We start from the raw sequence: 17513 nt of genomic DNA on the forward strand, positions 1-17513 counted from the left end.
GCGGGCCGTCATTGTGGTGGGCGGTTATTGTGGCGGGCGTTCGATGGGGCGGGCGGGCGTCTCGGGGGTCAGGCAGCTTCGGCGCGGTAGCTGTCGACTGGAGCGACGAAGCGGGCATCCAGCGGCAGCCGGACCGAGACGACGGTGCCGATGCCGACCTGCGAGGCGATGCGCATGGTGCCGCCATGCAGCTCGACCAGCGAGCGGGCGATGGCGAGGCCGAGGCCGGTGCCCTTGTTGGTGCGCGTCAGCTCGTTTTCCACCTGCTCGAACGGGCGGCCAAGGCTGCCGAGGGCGGTGCGCGGGATGCCGATGCCGGAATCGCGGATGGTGATGACCGCCGTCTCGCCGATCTGGCGGGCCCTGAGATCGACCGTGCCGCCGGGATCGGTGAACTTCACCGCGTTGGCGAGGAGGTTGAGCAGGATCTGCTTGGTGGCGCGGCGGTCGGCGGCAAGGTTCAGCTGGCGCGGCACGACGGTGCGCAAGGCCAGCCGCTTCTGCTCAGCCTGGATCTCGACGAAGCGCGTCGCCTCGCCGATGATCTCGCTGAGATCGATCGGCTCGGGCGAGAGCATCAGGCGTCCCGCCTCGATCTTCGACATGTCGAGGATGTCGTTGATCAGCTTCAGGAGGTAGTGGCCGCTGTCGTGGATGTCGGCGGCATACTCGGTGTATTTCGCCGAGCCGATCGGCCCGAAGGAGCCGTCGCGCATGATCTCGGAGAAGCCGATGATGGCGTTGAGCGGCGTGCGCAGCTCGTGGCTCATATTGGCGAGGAACGTGGTCTTGGCGCGGTTCGCGCCTTCCGCCCGTTCCTTCTCGACGATGTAGGACTCGTTGACGTCGGACAGCTGCCGGGCCTTGGCCTCGGCATCGCGGCGGGCGGCGGAGAGGTCGTTGATCGTCGCCATCAGGCGGCGCTCGGAATCGCTGAGGCGCTCCTGGTGGACCTTCAGCTGGGTGACGTCGGTGCCGATGGAGACGAAGCCGCCATCGCTGGTGCGCCGCTCGGAGACCTGCAGCCAGCGCCCGTCGGCGAGCATCGCTTCTGCCGCACGCTCGCCGGCGACGAAGCTCGGGCTGGTCAGCTGGCGCGTCTCGATCGGCTTGCGGGCGCGCGCCATCACGGTCTCGTAGCTGGTGCCGGCGGTCACTTCGGCATCGGCGAGGCCGTAGACCTCCTGGTAGCGCTTGTTGCAGAGCACCAGCCGGCCGCGGCTATCCCAGAGCACGAAGCTCTCGGAAATGTTCTCGACGGCGTTCTGCAGGCGGGTGTTCGCCTCGTCGGTGCGCTTGGCCAACGCATGCTGCTCGGAGACGTCGACGGCGACGCCGATGACGTGGATCTCGTTGTCGGCGTTGCGGGTGACCTCGGCACGGGCGCGCAGCCAGATGTACTGGCCATCGCTGCGGCGCATGCGGAAGGAGCGGTCGAGGTTCAGCACCTTGCCGGAGGCGGCGGCACGGGCGACCTGGAAAAGGCTGCCGTCGTCAGGGTGGAGAAGCTGCGCGACCTCGGAGAAGGACAGGACGCCGTTCTTGGCGGGCATGCCGAGGATCTCGTACATCGAGCGCGACCAGTACATCCGGCCGCGGGCGAGGTCCCAGTCCCAGAGGCCGCAGCGGCCGCGCGACAGGGCAGTGTCGACCCGCTGGTGGGCCATCATGTAGAGCGCGTCGGCCTCGCGCGCCCGGACGGTCTGGCGGAAGTAGGCGTAGAGCACGACCAGCATCACGAGGCTGGTGAGGGCGAAGAGGGTGACGTTGATCGAGACCGAGCGGCGCCAGTCGGCGTAGAGGTCGCTCTCCTTCTGAATGAAGGTGATCGATCCGAGCGGGACGGCGAGGGTGGCGCTGGAGACGAGGGCCGGCTCGCCCTCGAAGCTGGTCTCGATGACGCCGGCGCGCTCGCCGAACATCATCAGCGGCTGGATGCCGGACAGAAGCGTGTCGAGGCTGGCGCCGAGGTGGCGCTCGTAGCCCGGCAAGGCACCGACGACGGTGCCGGCGGGATCGGAGATGAGGGCGAAGCGGCCGTTCTCGATCAGCTCGCCCGGCAAGGCGCTGGTCAGGAGGGCGTCGGCTTCGTCGGCGAGCGTCGCGCCTTCCAGCGGGGCGGTGTTGATCAGCGCGGCGCGCTCGGCGCGCATCAGGCTGGCGCCGATCTTCAGGCTCTGGACCGCCTCGTCCTCGACCAGCCGCCGGTCCTCGACCAGCGACAGGAAGCGGGCGATCGCGAGGACCGCCAGGAAGCAGACGATGAGGATGGGGATGGCGCGCCGCAGCGCCGGTTCCGCCGACATGAGGGTGCCGGTATGGCTTGGTCGAACGAGCCCCCTGGCCCGAAGGACGATGTCCGAAAAACGTTTCAGCAGACCCTCGAATCGGGACAAACGTCCCCCTGCCGGCACGCTTGCTGCGTCCGCACCCATACCGCCAAACCTTTGAAAGACACCTCGACGATCCGGCACGCCGCACATCCGAATCACTGCCACTTGATCAGACGCGAATCACCTTGTCCATAGCTTGAGAAAAGGTGAATTTTTACCGTTGACTTGGAGTCAATCAGGCCAAGGATCTGTCCACAATATCGCGCAGGTCAACCGAAAGATCATTCTTTTCAGCAAGTTGGGCAAGGATAGCCCGGGCCTGCTCGCGCCGGCCCTGCTCGAAGCATCGCCATGACCGGAAGGCCGTGGCGATGCGCGCGGAGATCTGCGGATTGAGTTCGTCGAGCGAGTGAATCATTTCCGCCACCCAGGCATAACCAGCCCCGTCGGCCCGGTTGAAACCGACCTGGTTGCCGGCAGCGAAAGCGCCGATCAGCGCTCTCGCCCGGTTGGGGTTGGCGAGCTGGAATTTCGGGTGGCTGGCCAGCGCCTTCACCGTCTCGAGCGCCCGCGTCGTCGGTGCCGTGGCCTGCAGCGAGAACCATTTGTCGATGACCAGCGCATTGGTCTCGAAGCGGTCGTAGAAGTCGGCGAGCGCCTGGCGCGTCGCCGGGGCATCCGGGAAGCGGTGGCAGAGCACGGTGAGGGCGACCAGCCTGTCGGTCATGTTGCGGGCTTCCCCGTACTGCTCGGCGGCAAGGTCCGGCTCGCCGGCGGCCGCACAGAGGAAGTCGAGCACCGCATTGCGCAGCGACCGGCGTCCGGCGCTCGCCGCGTCCGGCGCGAAGTCGGCGGCATCGGCAAGCTCCGCCCGCAACGCGGTGAAGGCCGCGCGGCCGCGCTCGCCGATGGCGCCGATGATCGCGATGCGCGCGGTGTGGATGACGTCGGGATCGACGTTGTCGCCGATCAGCCGGGCGATGTCGGCCTCGCTCGGCAGCGCCAGCGTCTGCGCGCGCAAGGCGGGTTCCAGCGACGGGTCGGTGGCGGTGGCGACGAGCGCATCGACGATCGCCGGATCGATCGTAGGGGCGCGGCCGCCGCGGGCGTCGCGGGCCGCCGCCTCCAGCGCCTCGCCGGCGAGATCGGACAGCGCCCGCCAGCGGTTGAACGGGTTCGGGTCGAGGCGCGCCAGCGCCAGCCGGTCGGTGCCGCTCTGGGCAAAGCGCAAGGTGACCGGCGCGGAGAAGTCGCGCAGGATCGAGACGTAGGGCCGCTCGCCGAGGCCCTCGAACACCACGGTCTCCTCGGCTTCGCGCAGATGGATCACGTCGCCCTCGACCTCGGCGCCGCGCAGCGGCCGCGCCGCCATGTCCTGCCCGTTCGAGCCGACCAGACCGAAACGGACCGGTATGTGCATCGGCTTCGTGCCGGTGCGGGCGGTGCCCTGGGTGAGCGACTGGCAGAGCGTCAAGGTCAGCTGGCCGAGCGCTGCGTCATACTCCTCGCGCACCGACAGGGTCGGCGTGCCCGCCTGGTCGTACCAGAGCGCGAACTGGCTGAGGTCGGCGGAGGTCGCGTCCTCGAAGCAGCGGATGAAGTCCTCGATCGTCGCCGCATCGCCGTCGTGCCGGTCGAAATAGAGGTCCATCCCCTTCCGGAAGCCGTCGGCCCCGAGGATGGTCTCGATCATCCGCACAAGCTCGGCGCCCTTGTCGTAGATCGTCGCGGTGTAGAAGTTGGAGATCTCGCGGTACTCGCGCGGCCGGACGGGGTGCTGCAGCGGGCCTTGGTCCTCGGGGAACTGATGCGCCTTGAGGCCGCGCACCGAGGCGATGCGCTTGACCGCCGCCGAGCGCTCGTCGGCCGAGAACTCCTGGTCGCGGAAGACCGTGAGGCCTTCCTTCAGGCAGAGCTGGAACCAGTCGCGGCAGGTGATGCGGTTGCCGGTCCAGTTGTGGAAGTACTCGTGCGCGATCACCGTCTCGACGCCGGCATAGTCGGCGTCGGTGGCGCTCTCGGGGTCGAGTAGCACGTATTTGTGGTTGAAGACGTTGAGCCCCTTGTTCTCCATGGCGCCCATGTTGAAGTCGGAGATCGCCACGATCGAGAACACGTCGAGATCGTATTCCCGGCCGAAACGCTGCTCGTCCCAGACCATCGAGCGCTTCAGCGCATCCATGGCGTAGAGCGATTCGTGCGCGCGGCCCTTCTCGGTGTAGATCGCCAGCGCCACGCGGCGGCCGGAGAGCGTGGTGAAGTGGTCGTCGAGCCGGTCGAGGTCGCCGGCGACGAGGGCGAAGAGGTAGGCCGGCTTCGGGTGCGGGTCGTCCCAGACGGCGAAGTGGCGGCCGTCCGCCAGCGGCCCGTGCTCGCCGGGATTGCCGTTCGACAGCAGCACCGGGACGCTCGCCTTGTCCGCCTCCAGCCGCACCCGGTAGGTGGCGAGGACATCCGGCCGGTCGAGGAAATAGGTGATGCGGCGAAAGCCTTCGGCCTCGCACTGGGTGCACCAGACGCCGTTCGAGCGGTAGAGGCCCATCAGCTTGGTGTTGGCGGCCGGGTCGAGCCGGGTGCCGATGGCGAGCGAGAAACGGCCCGCGGGCGGCAAGCCCGAGACCGACAGCTCGCGCGGGCTGGCGGCATAGGCCGACGGCGCGACCGCAACGCCGTCCAGCGTCAGCGAGGCCAGCGCCAGCTCGTCGCCAGCGAGCACCAGCGGCGCCGCCTCAGACGTACCGGCGCGCCGCTCCAGCACCAGCGTTGTCAGGACGTCGGTGTGCCCGTCGAAGAGTTGAACAAGCATGTCCACCGTGTGCACGACGAAATCGGTCGGGCGATAGTCCTCGAGGCGAATGGCGAGGCCCTGTTCGGTGCGCAGCATGGAGAATCCTTCGGAGCGGCCAGCGTTTGGTCAGCCGGGATAGACTGCCCCGCGGGGTTTGCAAATGGCGTGACGCGTCGCAGGGACTGTAGGCCTGCAATCTTCGGCTGTAACCGTCTTCCGCCGTTTCCGCGAGAATGCGGCGCTATGCCGGTGATGACGAAGCGGCATGGCGGGAGACAAATGGTGACGCCGGCGGTTTGCCACGACGGTTGCCACGGCCGGCGGCCTCGGCGACAAGGGACGCGGGCGCCAGCGCAGCCGGACTGGCCGGCATCACGCCGCGCCCGGCGAGAAGGCGGCGCGGACGTGCTGCCGAGAGGCATGAGCGGCATGAGCAGAGCAGTGGCGAGCGGGCTCCAATCGGACCCGGCGCGGGGCATCGGACTGAAGATCGTCTCCGTGGTGGTCTTCGTCGGGATGCAGACCTTCATCAAGCTGTCGGGCGACGACATTCCCCCCGGCCAGATCGTCTTCTTCCGCTCGTTCTTCGCGCTCATCCCGGTCGTCGCCTATCTCGCCTGGCTCGGCGATCTCCGCACCGCGCTGAAGACCGACGATCTGCCGGGCCATGTCTGGCGCGGGGTGATCGGCGTCAGCTCGATGTCGCTCGGCTTCTTCGCGCTGACGCGGCTGCCCTATCCCGAGTGGATCTCGATCTCCTATGCCTCGCCACTCCTCACCGTCGTCTTCGCCGCGGTGTTCCTGAAGGAGGTCGTGCGGCTCTACCGCTGGTCGGCGGTGCTGGTCGGCCTTGTCGGCGTGCTGGTGGTGGCGCTGCCGAACCTCACCTTCTTCGAGGCCGGCTTCGACCGGGCGCAGGCGGTCGGCATCCTCGCTTCGCTGGGATCGGCCGCCGTCGCCGCCGTCGCGATGATCCAGGTGCGGCGCCTGGTGCGGCACGAGAAGACGGCGACGATCGTCATCTACTTCTCGCTGACCTGCTCGGCGATCTCGCTGGTCAGCCTTCCCTTCGGCTGGGTCTGGCCGACGCCCGGCCAGGCTTGCGTCCTGGTGCTCGCCGGCCTCTGCGGCGGCGTCGGGCAGTTGCTGCTGACGGCCTGCTACCGCTACGCCGACGCCTCGACCATCGCGCCGTTCGAGTACACCTCGCTGATCCTCGCGGTCGGGCTCGGCTACTTCCTGTTCGCCGAGGACGTGACGTGGACGACGCTCCTCGGCTCGCTCATCGTCGTCAGCGCCGGCATCTTCATCATCTACCGCGAGCACCGCCTCGGCATCGAGCGCAACAAGGCGCGCAAGGTCTCGCCGCCGGCGGGGTGAGCGTACCGGGAACAGGCGCCTTGGGGGCCCGCAAGCCAGGCCGTTTCATCGGCGCAGGGCGGCCGGGCCTGTCGAAGCTGCTGCCTCAGGCGTTCTGCGGCGCGCTCTCGGCGCGGGGATCGAGCGCGAAGGAGGCGGGCGTCTGCGTTCTCGCCAGCGGCGTCGTCTGGAAGTCCGACCGCTCGGAGGCCGGCGGCGCGCTGCGGCGGAAGGTACGGTAGTAGGCATAGCCGGCGAAGATCGCATGCGCCGCCCCGGTGGCCGCAAAGATGCCGGAGGGACCGAAAGTCTCCATCAGCCAGGCGGCGAGCAGTGGCCCGCCCATGGTGCCGAACCCGTAGAGGATGAGAAGGCCGCCCGAGACCTTCACGAAGTCCTCCGGCCTTGCATAGTCGTTGGCGTGCGCGACGGTCAGCGAATAGGCGGGGTAGATGACGCCGCCGAGCACGAAGGCGGTGGCGAAAAGCCAGTAGGCATTGCCGCTCTGCGACACCAGCGCCACGAGCGCGATGGCGACGCCGATGAGGCCGGCGACGGTCATCACGTAGCGCCGGTCCATGCGGTCGGAAAGGCGCCCGAGCGGGTACTGGAAGACGATGCCGCCGGCCATGGTGGCGGCGAGCAGCGTCGCGATCTCGGTGTTGGAGAAGCCGAGGCGCTGGCCGAACACCGGCGACATGTTGTTCCAGGCGCCCGACAGGACGCCGGCGAGGAACACCCCGACCGCTGCCGCCGGCGAGTTGCGGTAGATGAGCTTCAGGTCGAGACTGGTCGTGGTCAGCGGTTTGGGCGAGGGCGCTTTCGACAGCGCGGTCGGGATCACCGCCAGCGCGAACAGGATGGCGCAGATCATGAACGGCGTCGTCAGCTCGGGGCGCGAGAGCGGCATGACGTACTGGCCGCCGGCCATCGCGAGCATCGAGATGATCATGTAGAGCGAGAACACCCGGCCGCGGGTGTCGTTGGTGACGCGCTCGTTCAGCCAGCTCTCGATGATCATGTAGCTGCCGGCCAGCGCGAAGCCGGCGAGGCCGCGGATCAGGATCCAGGCGATCGGGTGGACGATCATCGCCAGCATGAGAACGCCGATGGCGAGCAGCGCGCAGAGGCTGGAAAAGGTCCGGACGTGCCCGGCCTGGCGCACGATGCGCGGCACGACGAGGCAGCCGATGGTGAAGGCGATGGCGTAGCCGGTGCCGAGCAAGCCGATCTCGTAGGTCGACCAGCCCTCGATCGCGCCGCGAACGGGGAGGAGAATGCCCTGCAGACCTGCACCCGCCATCAGGAAGAAGGTCGAGATCAGCAGCGAGACGATGGGCAGCAACGACGACATGGCAGGCTTTCGACGACGGGCCGGCGCGCGCCAGCGGCACAAGCGACAGTAGACATTTCCCCACGAACAGCGGGGCGAAGCACGAACCGTCGGTGTGCCGCCCCGAAGTGGAAAGGCGGTCGACCTGTCGAGGTGTGGCGGGCGGATCGCGTGCCGACCCCTAACCCATGCCCGGTGATTTGGACAGCGGCGTGTCCGGCTGCGTCATTCCGGCGGGCATCTGCCGAAATGACGTTGGATCTCGAAGCCGCGGGTGCAGGCTATGCTTCAGGACGCCGCGTAGTCCATGGCCTCGAGGTCGGCGATCAGGCCTGGGCCGGATGGGTGCCAGCCGAGCTTTTCCCGCGTTACGGCACTCGATGCGGCAAGGTCCATGCCGGCGAACGCGGCGAGCCATCCGAAATGCGCGACGGCTTGCTCTTTTGGGATCGAAGCCACCGGGACCCCGAGGCCGCGTCCGACGACTTCGGCGATCTCGCGTACCGAAATGCCCTCCTCGGCGACGGCGTGATAGCGGGCGCCTGCCTCCCCCCGCTCGACGGCCAGCCTATAGAGGCGGGCGACGTCCAGCACGTGCGCTGCCGACATGCGGTTGCGCCCTTCGCCGACATAGGCCGAGAGGCGCTTTTCCCGGGCCAAGGCGATGAAGTAGGGAATGAGGCCCTGCTTGACCGTGTCGTGCACCTGCGGGAGCCTTACGACCGAGACGTTGACGCCCTCTGCGAGAAGTGTCGCGCCGGCGAGTTCCGAGGCGATGCGCGGGGTCGCGTGCGCGGTGTCGAAGGCGTCCTCGGTGGCGGGCTGGCCCGGCGCGCCGTTGCCCAAGCCGGTGCCCGACGTGATGACGAGGGGGCGGTTGGAGCCTTTGAGCGCCGAACCAAGGGCGAGGATGGCGCGGCTGTCCTTCTCGCAGTTCGCGGCGAAGTCGGTCATGTTGTGGTCGAAGGCGGTGTGGATCACCGCGTCCGCCTGGGCCGCGCCGCTGCGCAAGCTTTCGAGGTCCTCGAGCACGCCGCGGTGGACTTCGGCCCCGCCCTCGACGAGCGCGCGGGCGCCTGAGTCCGACCGCGTCAGGCCGAGCACCTGATGGCCGGCACCGATGAGTTCGGGAACGATCCGGGAGCCTATGAAGCCATTGGCTCCGGTCAGGAAGATGCGCATCTGAAGTCTCCTTTGTTGTCTGGTCACATCAAATGCGCTAAATACTTTTCCATTAAAGTAGTGATCTTATCCTATTATAAGAACTAACAGGATCGATGATGACGATCGAGGTCGATAATCCTCTGGGTTCCTATCTGAGGGACCGGCGCGGCAAGCTCGATCCGGCGGCCTTCGGGTTTTCGGGGCGACGCCGCACGCCGGGACTGCGCCGCGAAGAGGTGGCGCAGCGCTCCAACATCAGCCCGACCTGGTACACCTGGCTGGAACAGGGGCGTGGCGGTGCGCCCTCGGCGGACGTGCTCAACCGCATCGCCGGCGGCCTGATGCTGACCGAGACCGAGCGCGAGCATCTCTTCATGCTGGGCCTCGGGCGGCCTCCGGAAACCCGCTACAAACCCGTCGGTGCGGTGACCCCGCGGCTGCAACGCCTGCTCGATACGTTCGAGGTCTGTCCCGCTTTGATCAAGACCGCGACCTGGGAAGTGGTCGCCTGGAACCGTGCCACAGCCGTGGTGCTGACCGACTATGGCGCGGTTCCCCCAGCCGAGCGCAACATCCTGCGCCGCATCTTCTGCGACCCGGCGGTCCGTGCCGTGCAGCACGACTGGGACAGCCTGGCACGGTTCGTCGTCGGCGCGTTCCGGGCGGATGCGGCACGGGCCGGCGCCGCCTCGGAGGTCGCCGACCTCGTGGACGAACTCAGCAGGGCCAGCCCCGAATTCGCCGCGCTCTGGCAGGACAACGACGTCAATGCGCATGGAGAAGGGCTGAAGCGGATCCGGCATCCCGTGCTCGGCTGGATCGAGCTCGAATACTCGGCCTTCGCCGTTGACGGCCGTCCGGATCTCGGGATGATCGTCTACAACCCGGTCGACCCGTCCGTCGCCGACCAGATCCGCATGCTGGCAGCCGCCGGTGTCTTGCGCACGGCGCTTTAGATCCAGAGGATCGGGCGTCTTCGGGCATCTCGTCGGATCCAGCCGTCGGATCCAGAGCGCGCTAGACTGCCGGCGCCATCAGTTCGTCGAGCCGCGCTTTGACCGACTGGAGGTCGCGCCAGGCGAGCTTCTTCTGGTTCGGGTGCTTCAGGAGATAGGTCGGGCTCAGCATCGGCAAAGCGGGAATCGATTCGTTGCAGTCCACCCCGAAACTGTAGGTCTGCCACTGACCGCGCAGGCGCAGGAAGCTTTCGTCGAGGTTGAGGATCGCTTTCGCGGCATAGGGGCCGAAGCAGACGACGAGTTTCGGCTGCACCAGTTCGATCTGCCGGGCGATGAAGGGCTGGCAGATCTGGGTCTCGAGCGCCGTCGGCGGGCGGTTGCCGGCGGGGCGCCAGGGCACGGCGTTGGCCAGCCGGACATCCTCGCGGGTGAAGCCGATCGCCTGGAGCATCCGGGTCAGCAACTGGCCGGACTTGCCGACGAAGGGCTCGCCCGCGACATCCTCGTCGCGGTCCGGGGCCTCGCCGATCAGCATGATATCGGCATCCTCGCGGCCGCTGCCGAAGACCAGCGAGCGGGCGGTGAGGCGGAGGTTGCAGCCCTGGAAGCCGGCCAGCGCCGTCTCGAGCTCGGCGAGCGTCGTGGCGGAGGTAGCGCGGGCATGCGCGTCGGCGATGGCTATCTCGTCGGGGACGGCAATGCCCGCGGCGGGGAAGCTCTCGATCGGCGCCGGTCGCGGCGGCGGCGCGACCCGTTCTGCCGGCGCCGACGCAGCGCCTCTCGCCGTGGCGGGCGCCTCGGCGGAACCCTGGCGGCGGCCGGCGCGGGCGGCGAGTTCCGCCTCGGTCTCGGCGAAGCGGTCGCGCGGCGCATCCAGCATCACCGTGTCAATGCCGGCGGCCGCGTACCAGTCGAGAAGGGCGGCCGCGGCGGCACGCATCTGGGCAGGGGTTCCGCTCGGCATCATGCGATCGTCTTAGCGCAAGCCGGGCCGGCGGCAAAGCGCGACCGGGTGCCACCGGCGGCAAAAGCGCGACTGTCCGGCGGTGGCTCGGCGCGCGCAAGGACGCGACGCCGGGCAAGCCGACCGCCTCAGTCGGTTGCGGGCGCGGGGTCAGCGGTGCGAAAGCGCTGATCGGGCCTCGCTTTGGGCAATTTTCGAGCTATTCTAAATGCGGCATCGGATGGAGCAGGAAACGCCGCCTCTCCCGGGCGACCGATGCATAGTCCGCCGCGCGCGGCACCACCTGCACAGCCTCGACCGACGGCCCGGACCCTCGCCCACACCGGCGGGCCCGGACACTTCTGCCGAATGACGATGGAGACGACATGAGCGAGACCCCCGAGCGCGAAAGCATGGAATTCGACGTAGTGATCGTCGGCGCAGGGCCGGCAGGTCTTGCCGCGGCGATCCGGCTGAAACAGCTCGACCCCGAGCGGACGGTCGTCGTCCTCGAAAAGGCTGCCGAGGTCGGTGCCCACATCCTCTCTGGCTGCGTGCTCGATCCCTCGACGCTCGACGTCCTCCTTCCGGAATGGCGCGGCGAGGAGACGCCGATCCGCCAGGAGGTGACCGAGGACCGCTTCTACTTCTATGGCGCGCAAGGCGGAATGCGGCTGCCGAACGCGTTGATGCCCAAGCTCATGGACAACCACGGCAACTTCGTCGTTTCGCTCGGCCTCGTCTGCAAGTGGCTGGCGGAGAAGGCCGAGGCACTGGGCGTCGAGATCTATCCGGGCTTTGCCGCGACCGAAATCCTCTACGACGAATCCAATGCGGTGATCGGCGTCGCCACCGGCGACATGGGCATCGAGAAATCCGGCGAGCCCGGTCCGATGCACCAGCGCGGCATGGCGCTGCTCGGCAAGTACGTCTTCATCGGCGAAGGCGTGCGCGGCTCGCTGGCCAAGGACCTCATCCGCACCTACGGCCTCGCCGAGGGCCGCGAGCCGCAGAAGTTCGGCCTCGGCATCAAGGAGTTGTGGGAGATCGATCCGGCAAAGGCCAAGCCCGGCCTCGTGCAGCACTCGTTCGGCTGGCCGCTCGACATGAAGACAGGCGGCGGCTCGTTCCTCTACCACCTCGAGAACAACCAGGTGTATGTCGGTTTCGTCGTCCACCTCAACTACAAGAACCCGTATCTCTCGCCCTTCGAAGAGTTCCAGCGCTACAAGACGCATCCCGATATCGCTGCGCTGCTCGAGGGCGGCAAGCGCATCGCCTATGGCGCCCGAGCCATCACCGAGGGCGGCTGGCAGTCGGTGCCGAAGCTGGTCTTCCCCGGCGGCGCGCTGATCGGCTGCTCGGCGGGCTTCGTCAACGTGCCGCGGATCAAGGGCGTCCACAACGCCATCGCCTCGGGCATGCAGGCGGCGGAAGCGGCGCAAGGCGCGATCGCCTCGGGCCGCGCGCACGACCGGCTGTCGGACTACGAGGCGGGCTGGCGGACCTCCTCGATCGGCAAGGACCTGAAGCGCGTGCGCAACGTCAAGCCGCTCTGGTCGAAGTTCGGCACGGCGCTCGGCGTCGCGCTCGGCGGCATCGACATGTGGGCGCACCAGCTTCTCGGCGTGTCGCTGTTCGGGATGATGAAACACGGCAAGCCGGACTACGCTTCGACCGAGCCGGCGGCCGAGCACACGCCGATCGACTATCCCCGCCCGGACGGCAAGCTGACCTTCGACCGGCTTTCCTCGGTGTTCCTGTCGAACACCAACCACGAGGAAGACCAGCCCGTGCACCTTCAGGTGAAGGACATGGCGCTGCAGAAGACCTCGGAGCACGACGTCTATGCAGGCCTCTCGCAGCGCTACTGCCCGGCCGGCGTCTATGAATGGGTCGAGGCCGAGGGCGAGCCGCGCTACGTGATCAACGCGCAGAACTGCGTCCACTGCAAGACCTGCGACATCAAGGATCCCAACCAGAACATCAACTGGGTGCCGCCACAGGGTGGCGAGGGACCGGTCTACCAGACAATGTGATGGTATCTTGCCGGCGTAGACCTCAGCCCGATCCGGAGGGCATCCCTGATGGAGACCAACATGCGCCTTTTCTCGCCGCTCCTTCTGCTCCTGCCCCTCCTTGCCGCGCCGGCTCTGGCGGATGAGAAATACGATGCGTGCGTCGGCGATGCGGACGCCACGATGGTGGACATGGGCGAATGCGGCGGGGCCTGGGTGGACCGGGAGGACGCCCGCCTCAACGTCGCCTGGAAGAAGCTGATGGCGGGGATCGCCGAGGACAGCAAGCCGGCGCTGCTGGACGAGCAGCGGGCGTGGCTCGCCTACCGCGACAAGTCCTGCCTGATCTATCTCGACCAGGCCGAATACGGCTCGAACGGCCGCGATCTCTCCTATCCCGCCTGCCGGGCCGCGATCATCGAGCAGCGGACCGAGGCGCTGAAGTCGGTTCTGGAGAACATCGAGCCGCAATAGCCGGCCGGCCGGACAGTTGGCTGGCCCGCCCAAGCCACTTACCGGGCGACGGTCTGCACTTTCGGCTCTTCCGGATCGGCGAAGGGCAAAGTGAAGGTCAGGAGCACCGGCAGGTGGTCGGAGGCCGTCGCTTCCGTGCGTTCGATCTTGATGATCTCGATCCCGGCCGATGTCAGGATGTTGTCGATCGGCAGCCCAATGAAGCGGGCGAAGACCGGCGGCAGGAAGTTGACGAACCAGGTCGGGCCGATGCCCGTGGCGATCCGGGTTCCGCTGTTGGCCGCCATGGTGCGCACCGAAGCGCTCCAGGGCGCGGCGTTGAAGTCGCCGGCGATCACCAGCGGATCGCCTAGCTTTGCCAGCGTCGGGGTCAGCCGCGCCACCTGGATCCACTGCCGCCCGGGGGAAGGCCAGCGCAGGTGCTGGGATCCGACGATCACCTGCAGCCCGTTGAAGTCGACACGCTTTGCCGTGAAGCCGCTGGTGGGATCGCAGACCCCGACATCGCCATCGGCGAACGGCCGGCGCGACAGGATCGCGACGTCGCTCGAGCCGTCGGAATGGTTGCAGTAGAACTGGTAGGGATAGCGCTCGGCAATGGCGTCAAAGACAGGCCGCCAGCCGTCGAAGACCTCCTGCACGGTGATGACGTCCGGCGAGAGCGTGCCGATCAGCCTGACGGCTGCTGGCTTGTCCGGCGAGTCGTAGCGCAGGTTCATCTGCAGCAGCGTGTAGCGCGGGGCACCGGCTGCGGCGATCGAGGTTTGGGGCAGCGGCAGCATGTAGGGAAGGACCGTTGCGAGACCGAGCACGGCGGCGACGACCGAGGCGAGCGCTGCCGCGTAGAGCCGCGACCAGATCAGCGCGATCGCCACGACCAGCAGCAGCACGGCGGCGTGCGCGCGGAAGTGCGCGGCGGTGTCGAACAGATGGACGCGGTCGCCGAAGAAGCCGGCGAGCAAGCCGAAACCGAGGCCGACAGCCGCGAACAGGAAGACGCCGCCGGCGATCTGCCGGCGCTGGGAAAGCGGGGCCATGCGGGCGCCTACTGGAACGCGGTTTCGAAGAAGGAGCGCAGCTTGCGCGAATGCAGCCGCTCGGGCGGCATGTCCGCCAGCTTCTCCATGGTCCGGATGCCGATGCGCAGGTGCTGGGCGATCTGCCGCTTGTAGAAGTCGGTCGCCATGCCCGGCAGTTTCAATTCGCCGTGCAACGGCTTGTCGGAGACGCAGAGCAGTGTCCCATAGGGCACCCGAAACCGGAAGCCATTGGCCGCGATCGTCGCCGATTCCATGTCGAGTGCGATCGCCCGTGACCGGGACAGCCGCTCGACCGGCTCCTTCTGGTCGCGAAGCTCCCAGTTGCGGTTGTCGATGGTCGCCACCGTGCCGGTGCGCATGATCTTCTTCAGCTCGTAGCCCTCGAGCCCGGTGATCTCCTCGACCGCCTCCTCCAGGGCGACCTGGACCTCGGCGAGCGGCGGGATCGGCACCCAGACCGGCAGGTCGGCATCGAGCACGTGGTCCTCGCGGACATAGGCATGCGCCAGGACGTAGTCGCCGAGGGCTTGGCTGTTGCGCAGGCCGGCGCAATGGCCGAGCATCAGCCAGGCATGCGGTCGCAGCACGGCGATGTGGTCGGTGATGGTCTTGGCGTTGGACGGGCCGACGCCGATGTTGACCATGGTGATCCCGGCGCCACCCTCGCGCATCAGGTGATAGGCCGGCATCTGCGGCAGCCGCAGCGGCGCCATGCCCTTTTCCGGCGCATCGTGGCCGGGCAGCGTCACGATGTTGCCGGGTTCGATAAAGCCGGTATAGCCGCCACCGCCACGGCCCATCAGCTCGCGCGCCAGCATGCAGAACTCGTCGATGTAGAACTGGTAGTTGGTGAACAGCACGTAGTTCTGGAAATGCTTCGGACTGGTGGCGGTGTAGTGCGCCAGGCGGTGCAGCGAGTAGTCGACGCGCTGCGCGGTGAACGGCGCGAGCGGCATCGGCTCGCCGGGGCTCGGCTCGTAATTGCCGTTGACGATGCGGTCGTCGGTCGAGGCGAGATCCGGCACGTCGAAGATATCGCGCAGCGGCTTGTCGAGCTTCTCGGCCGAGGCGCCATCGACATAGGAACCCTCGGGGAAGGCGAAATGCAGCGGCATCGGCGTGCCGGAGTCGCCCACCGAGACCGGGACCCCGTGATTGCGGATGAGGAGGCCGATCTGCTCGGTGAGATAGGTCTCGAAGAGGTCGGGCCGGGTGATGCTCGCCGCATAGCTGCCGGGGCCGGGGACATGGCCGAAGGAGAGGCGGCTGTCGACGCGGGCATGGCTGTCGGTGACCAGCGAGACCTGCGGGTAGTAGGCCCGGAAGCGTCGCGTGGTATCGCCGCTCGCCAGCACCTCCTCGAAGCTCTCGCACAGAAAGGAGACGGCGCGCTGGTAGAGCCGCTGCAGTTCGGCGACGGCCGCGGCCGGGTCCTCGAACACCTTCATGGGCGCGGCCGGCGGCGTGGCGAGGATCGGGGCAGGGCGGGCGGTGAAGAACTTTGTCATGCCATATCTCTAATCGCCGGGGGTCCCTGGCGGAAGCCGAGACGTCAAATATGCGCCGGAACGATGGCGCCAGGCTGGGCAAGGGCCGTTGAACGCTTCGTTCAGGGACGCGGCGATTGCGCCATCCGTCTGCCGCCCTAGCTCAGACGCATCTGCCATCCGCAAGAGGAAGCCGACATGACCACCCAGACCAAGCCCATCGAGCTGCACTACTGGCCGACGCCGAACGGCTGGAAGGTCTCCATCATGCTGGAAGAACTCGGCGTTCCCTACGAGATGCACTACGTCAACATCGGCAAGGGCGAGCAGTTCGAGCCGGATTTTCTGAAGATCGCCCCGAACAACCGCATGCCCGCGATCGTCGATCCGGAAGGGCCGGGCGGCGCACCGATCTCCGTCTTCGAGTCCGGCGCCATCTTGCAGTATCTCGGACGCAAGTTCGGCCAGTTCTATCCGACCGACGAGCGCGCGCGCGTTGCGGTGGACGAGTGGCTGTTCTGGCAGGTCGGCGGCCTCGGCCCGATGGCCGGCCAGGCGCATCACTTCCGCCAGTATGCGCCCGAGAAGATCGCCTACGGCATCGACCGCTACACCAACGAGGTGCATCGGCTCTACGGCGTGATGAACAAGCGTCTCGGCGCGGTCGAATATCTCGCCGGCGATTATTCGATCGCCGACATGGCCTCGATCGGCTGGATCGTGCCGCACGAGAATCAGGGGCAGAACCTCGAGGAATTCCCGAACCTCAAGCGCTGGTTCGAGGCCGTAAAGGCACGTCCTGCGGTCGAGAAGGGCCTTGCCATCGGCGCCGAGCACCGCAAGAACCTCGCTGATGATGCCGATGCGCAGAAGGTGCTGTTCGGCCAGCGCGCGGAGTAGGACTTTCGGACATTCCCAGCGCCTGCCCGAATAGACAGGTTAGCTTACGACCTCCGGCAATCTCGGTACGGTTGCTACAGTTGTGTTGGGTGCGCCGCGAAATATTGCTTCGCGTCGCACCTTTGACAATTACTTCTTAAAGCAAACTTAGGTGTCCGCACCCATTGTGAACCCAACGGAAAGCCGGGGGAAGCATGGTCAGGTTTGCGATAGGTCTTGTTCTCTGCGTCGCTGCCTCGGCGTTTTTGCCGGCGGCGTCGGCGGGTGAACTGCCGGTGCCGAAGGGCGAGATCGTCCTCAGCATCGGCGGTAAGATCGACAATCACAACGGTGAAGGCCAGGCGCGTTTCGACCTGGCGTCGCTCGAAGCGCTGGACGCGACCGAGATCGTCACCACCACCCCCTGGACGGAGGGCGAGCAGACCTTCGTCGGCGTCGACCTCGACAAGCTGATGCAGGCGGTGGGCGCGAAGGGCGATACGATCATCGTCACGGCGCTGAACGACTACCAGGTCAGCGTGCCGATCTCCGATTTCAAAAACTATCGCCCGATCCTGGCCTACCGGCGCAACGGTGTCCCGATGCCGGTCAGCGACAAGGGCCCGCTGTTCATCGTCTATCCCTATGACAGCGCTTCAAACCTCAGGAGCGACGTCTTCTACACGCGCTCGGTCTGGCAGGTCGCCAGCTTTATCGTCGAGTAGACATCGGCGGC

Annotated in this window: 13 protein-coding genes; 6 read left to right on the forward strand and 7 right to left on the reverse strand. The window is 67.3% G+C overall.

The window, feature by feature from the left end; genetic code table 11:
- Nucleotides 1–68: 68 nt before the first annotated feature.
- Together ACZL02_RS03450 and pepN are read right to left on the reverse strand one after the other, a co-directional pair.
- A complete protein-coding gene (locus ACZL02_RS03450; RefSeq protein WP_472938777.1) occupies nt 69–2306 on the reverse strand; it encodes a sensor histidine kinase in 2238 nt (745 codons plus the stop codon).
- 262 nt (nt 2307–2568) lie between these two features.
- Nucleotides 2569–5217: an aminopeptidase N gene (gene pepN / locus ACZL02_RS03455; RefSeq protein WP_472938778.1), complete on the reverse strand. Its 2649-nt coding sequence runs from the start codon at nt 5215–5217 to the stop codon at nt 2569–2571.
- 333 nt (nt 5218–5550) lie between these two features.
- Between pepN and ACZL02_RS03460 the strand changes: the two genes are divergently transcribed.
- Nucleotides 5551–6501 carry a DMT family transporter gene (locus tag ACZL02_RS03460; protein ID WP_472938779.1) on the forward strand — a complete coding sequence of 317 codons (951 nt, stop codon included), beginning with the start codon at nt 5551–5553 and terminating at the stop codon, nt 6499–6501.
- Between the two features lie 85 nt (nt 6502–6586).
- Here the strand turns inward: ACZL02_RS03460 and ACZL02_RS03465 are convergent, their stop codons facing one another.
- Both ACZL02_RS03465 and ACZL02_RS03470 read right to left on the reverse strand, forming a co-directional pair.
- Nucleotides 6587–7834, reverse strand: a complete 1248-nt coding sequence (locus ACZL02_RS03465) for an MFS transporter (protein WP_472938780.1) — start codon at nt 7832–7834, stop codon at nt 6587–6589.
- Between the two features lie 267 nt (nt 7835–8101).
- Entirely contained in the window at nt 8102–8995 is an 894-nt protein-coding gene (locus tag ACZL02_RS03470; RefSeq protein WP_472938781.1) for an SDR family oxidoreductase, read from the reverse strand.
- Between the two features lie 98 nt (nt 8996–9093).
- Here ACZL02_RS03470 and ACZL02_RS03475 point away from each other — a divergent pair, with 98 nt between their 5' ends.
- Complete coding sequence (locus tag ACZL02_RS03475; protein WP_472938782.1) at nt 9094–9933, forward strand: helix-turn-helix transcriptional regulator; 840 nt, start codon at nt 9094–9096, stop codon at nt 9931–9933.
- A 61-nt stretch (nt 9934–9994) separates the two neighbouring features.
- Here the strand turns inward: ACZL02_RS03475 and ACZL02_RS03480 are convergent, their stop codons facing one another.
- On the reverse strand, nt 9995–10900 hold the full coding sequence (locus ACZL02_RS03480; protein WP_496258405.1) for a uracil-DNA glycosylase family protein: 906 nt from the start codon (nt 10898–10900) through the stop codon (nt 9995–9997).
- A gap of 365 nt (nt 10901–11265) precedes the next feature.
- On the opposite strand from ACZL02_RS03480, the gene ACZL02_RS03485 reads away from it, so the two are divergent.
- Together ACZL02_RS03485 and ACZL02_RS03490 are read left to right on the forward strand one after the other, a co-directional pair.
- Entirely contained in the window at nt 11266–12918 is a 1653-nt protein-coding gene (locus tag ACZL02_RS03485) for an electron transfer flavoprotein-ubiquinone oxidoreductase (RefSeq protein ID WP_472938784.1), read from the forward strand.
- Between the two features lie 60 nt (nt 12919–12978).
- Entirely contained in the window at nt 12979–13371 is a 393-nt protein-coding gene (locus ACZL02_RS03490; protein ID WP_472938785.1) for a lysozyme inhibitor LprI family protein, read from the forward strand.
- Nucleotides 13372–13409: 38 nt separating this feature from the next.
- On the opposite strand, the gene ACZL02_RS03495 is transcribed toward ACZL02_RS03490, so the two are convergent.
- Entirely contained in the window at nt 13410–14408 is a 999-nt protein-coding gene (locus tag ACZL02_RS03495; protein ID WP_472938786.1) for an endonuclease/exonuclease/phosphatase family protein, read from the reverse strand.
- Nucleotides 14409–14416: 8 nt separating this feature from the next.
- Nucleotides 14417–15919 (reverse strand): AMP nucleosidase, encoded by a 1503-nt coding sequence (locus tag ACZL02_RS03500; RefSeq protein WP_472938787.1) that lies wholly within the window; start codon nt 15917–15919, stop codon nt 14417–14419.
- A 177-nt stretch (nt 15920–16096) separates the two neighbouring features.
- Here ACZL02_RS03500 and ACZL02_RS03505 point away from each other — a divergent pair, with 177 nt between their 5' ends.
- On the forward strand, nt 16097–16798 hold the full coding sequence (locus ACZL02_RS03505) for a glutathione S-transferase family protein (RefSeq protein ID WP_472938788.1): 702 nt from the start codon (nt 16097–16099) through the stop codon (nt 16796–16798).
- Nucleotides 16799–16992: 194 nt separating this feature from the next.
- Nucleotides 16993–17502, forward strand: a complete 510-nt coding sequence (locus tag ACZL02_RS03510; RefSeq protein ID WP_472938789.1) for a putative pterin-binding protein — start codon at nt 16993–16995, stop codon at nt 17500–17502.
- Nucleotides 17503–17513 lie beyond the last annotated feature (11 nt).

The sequence above is a fragment of the Mesocryomonas fontinalis genome (assembly GCF_055730125.2).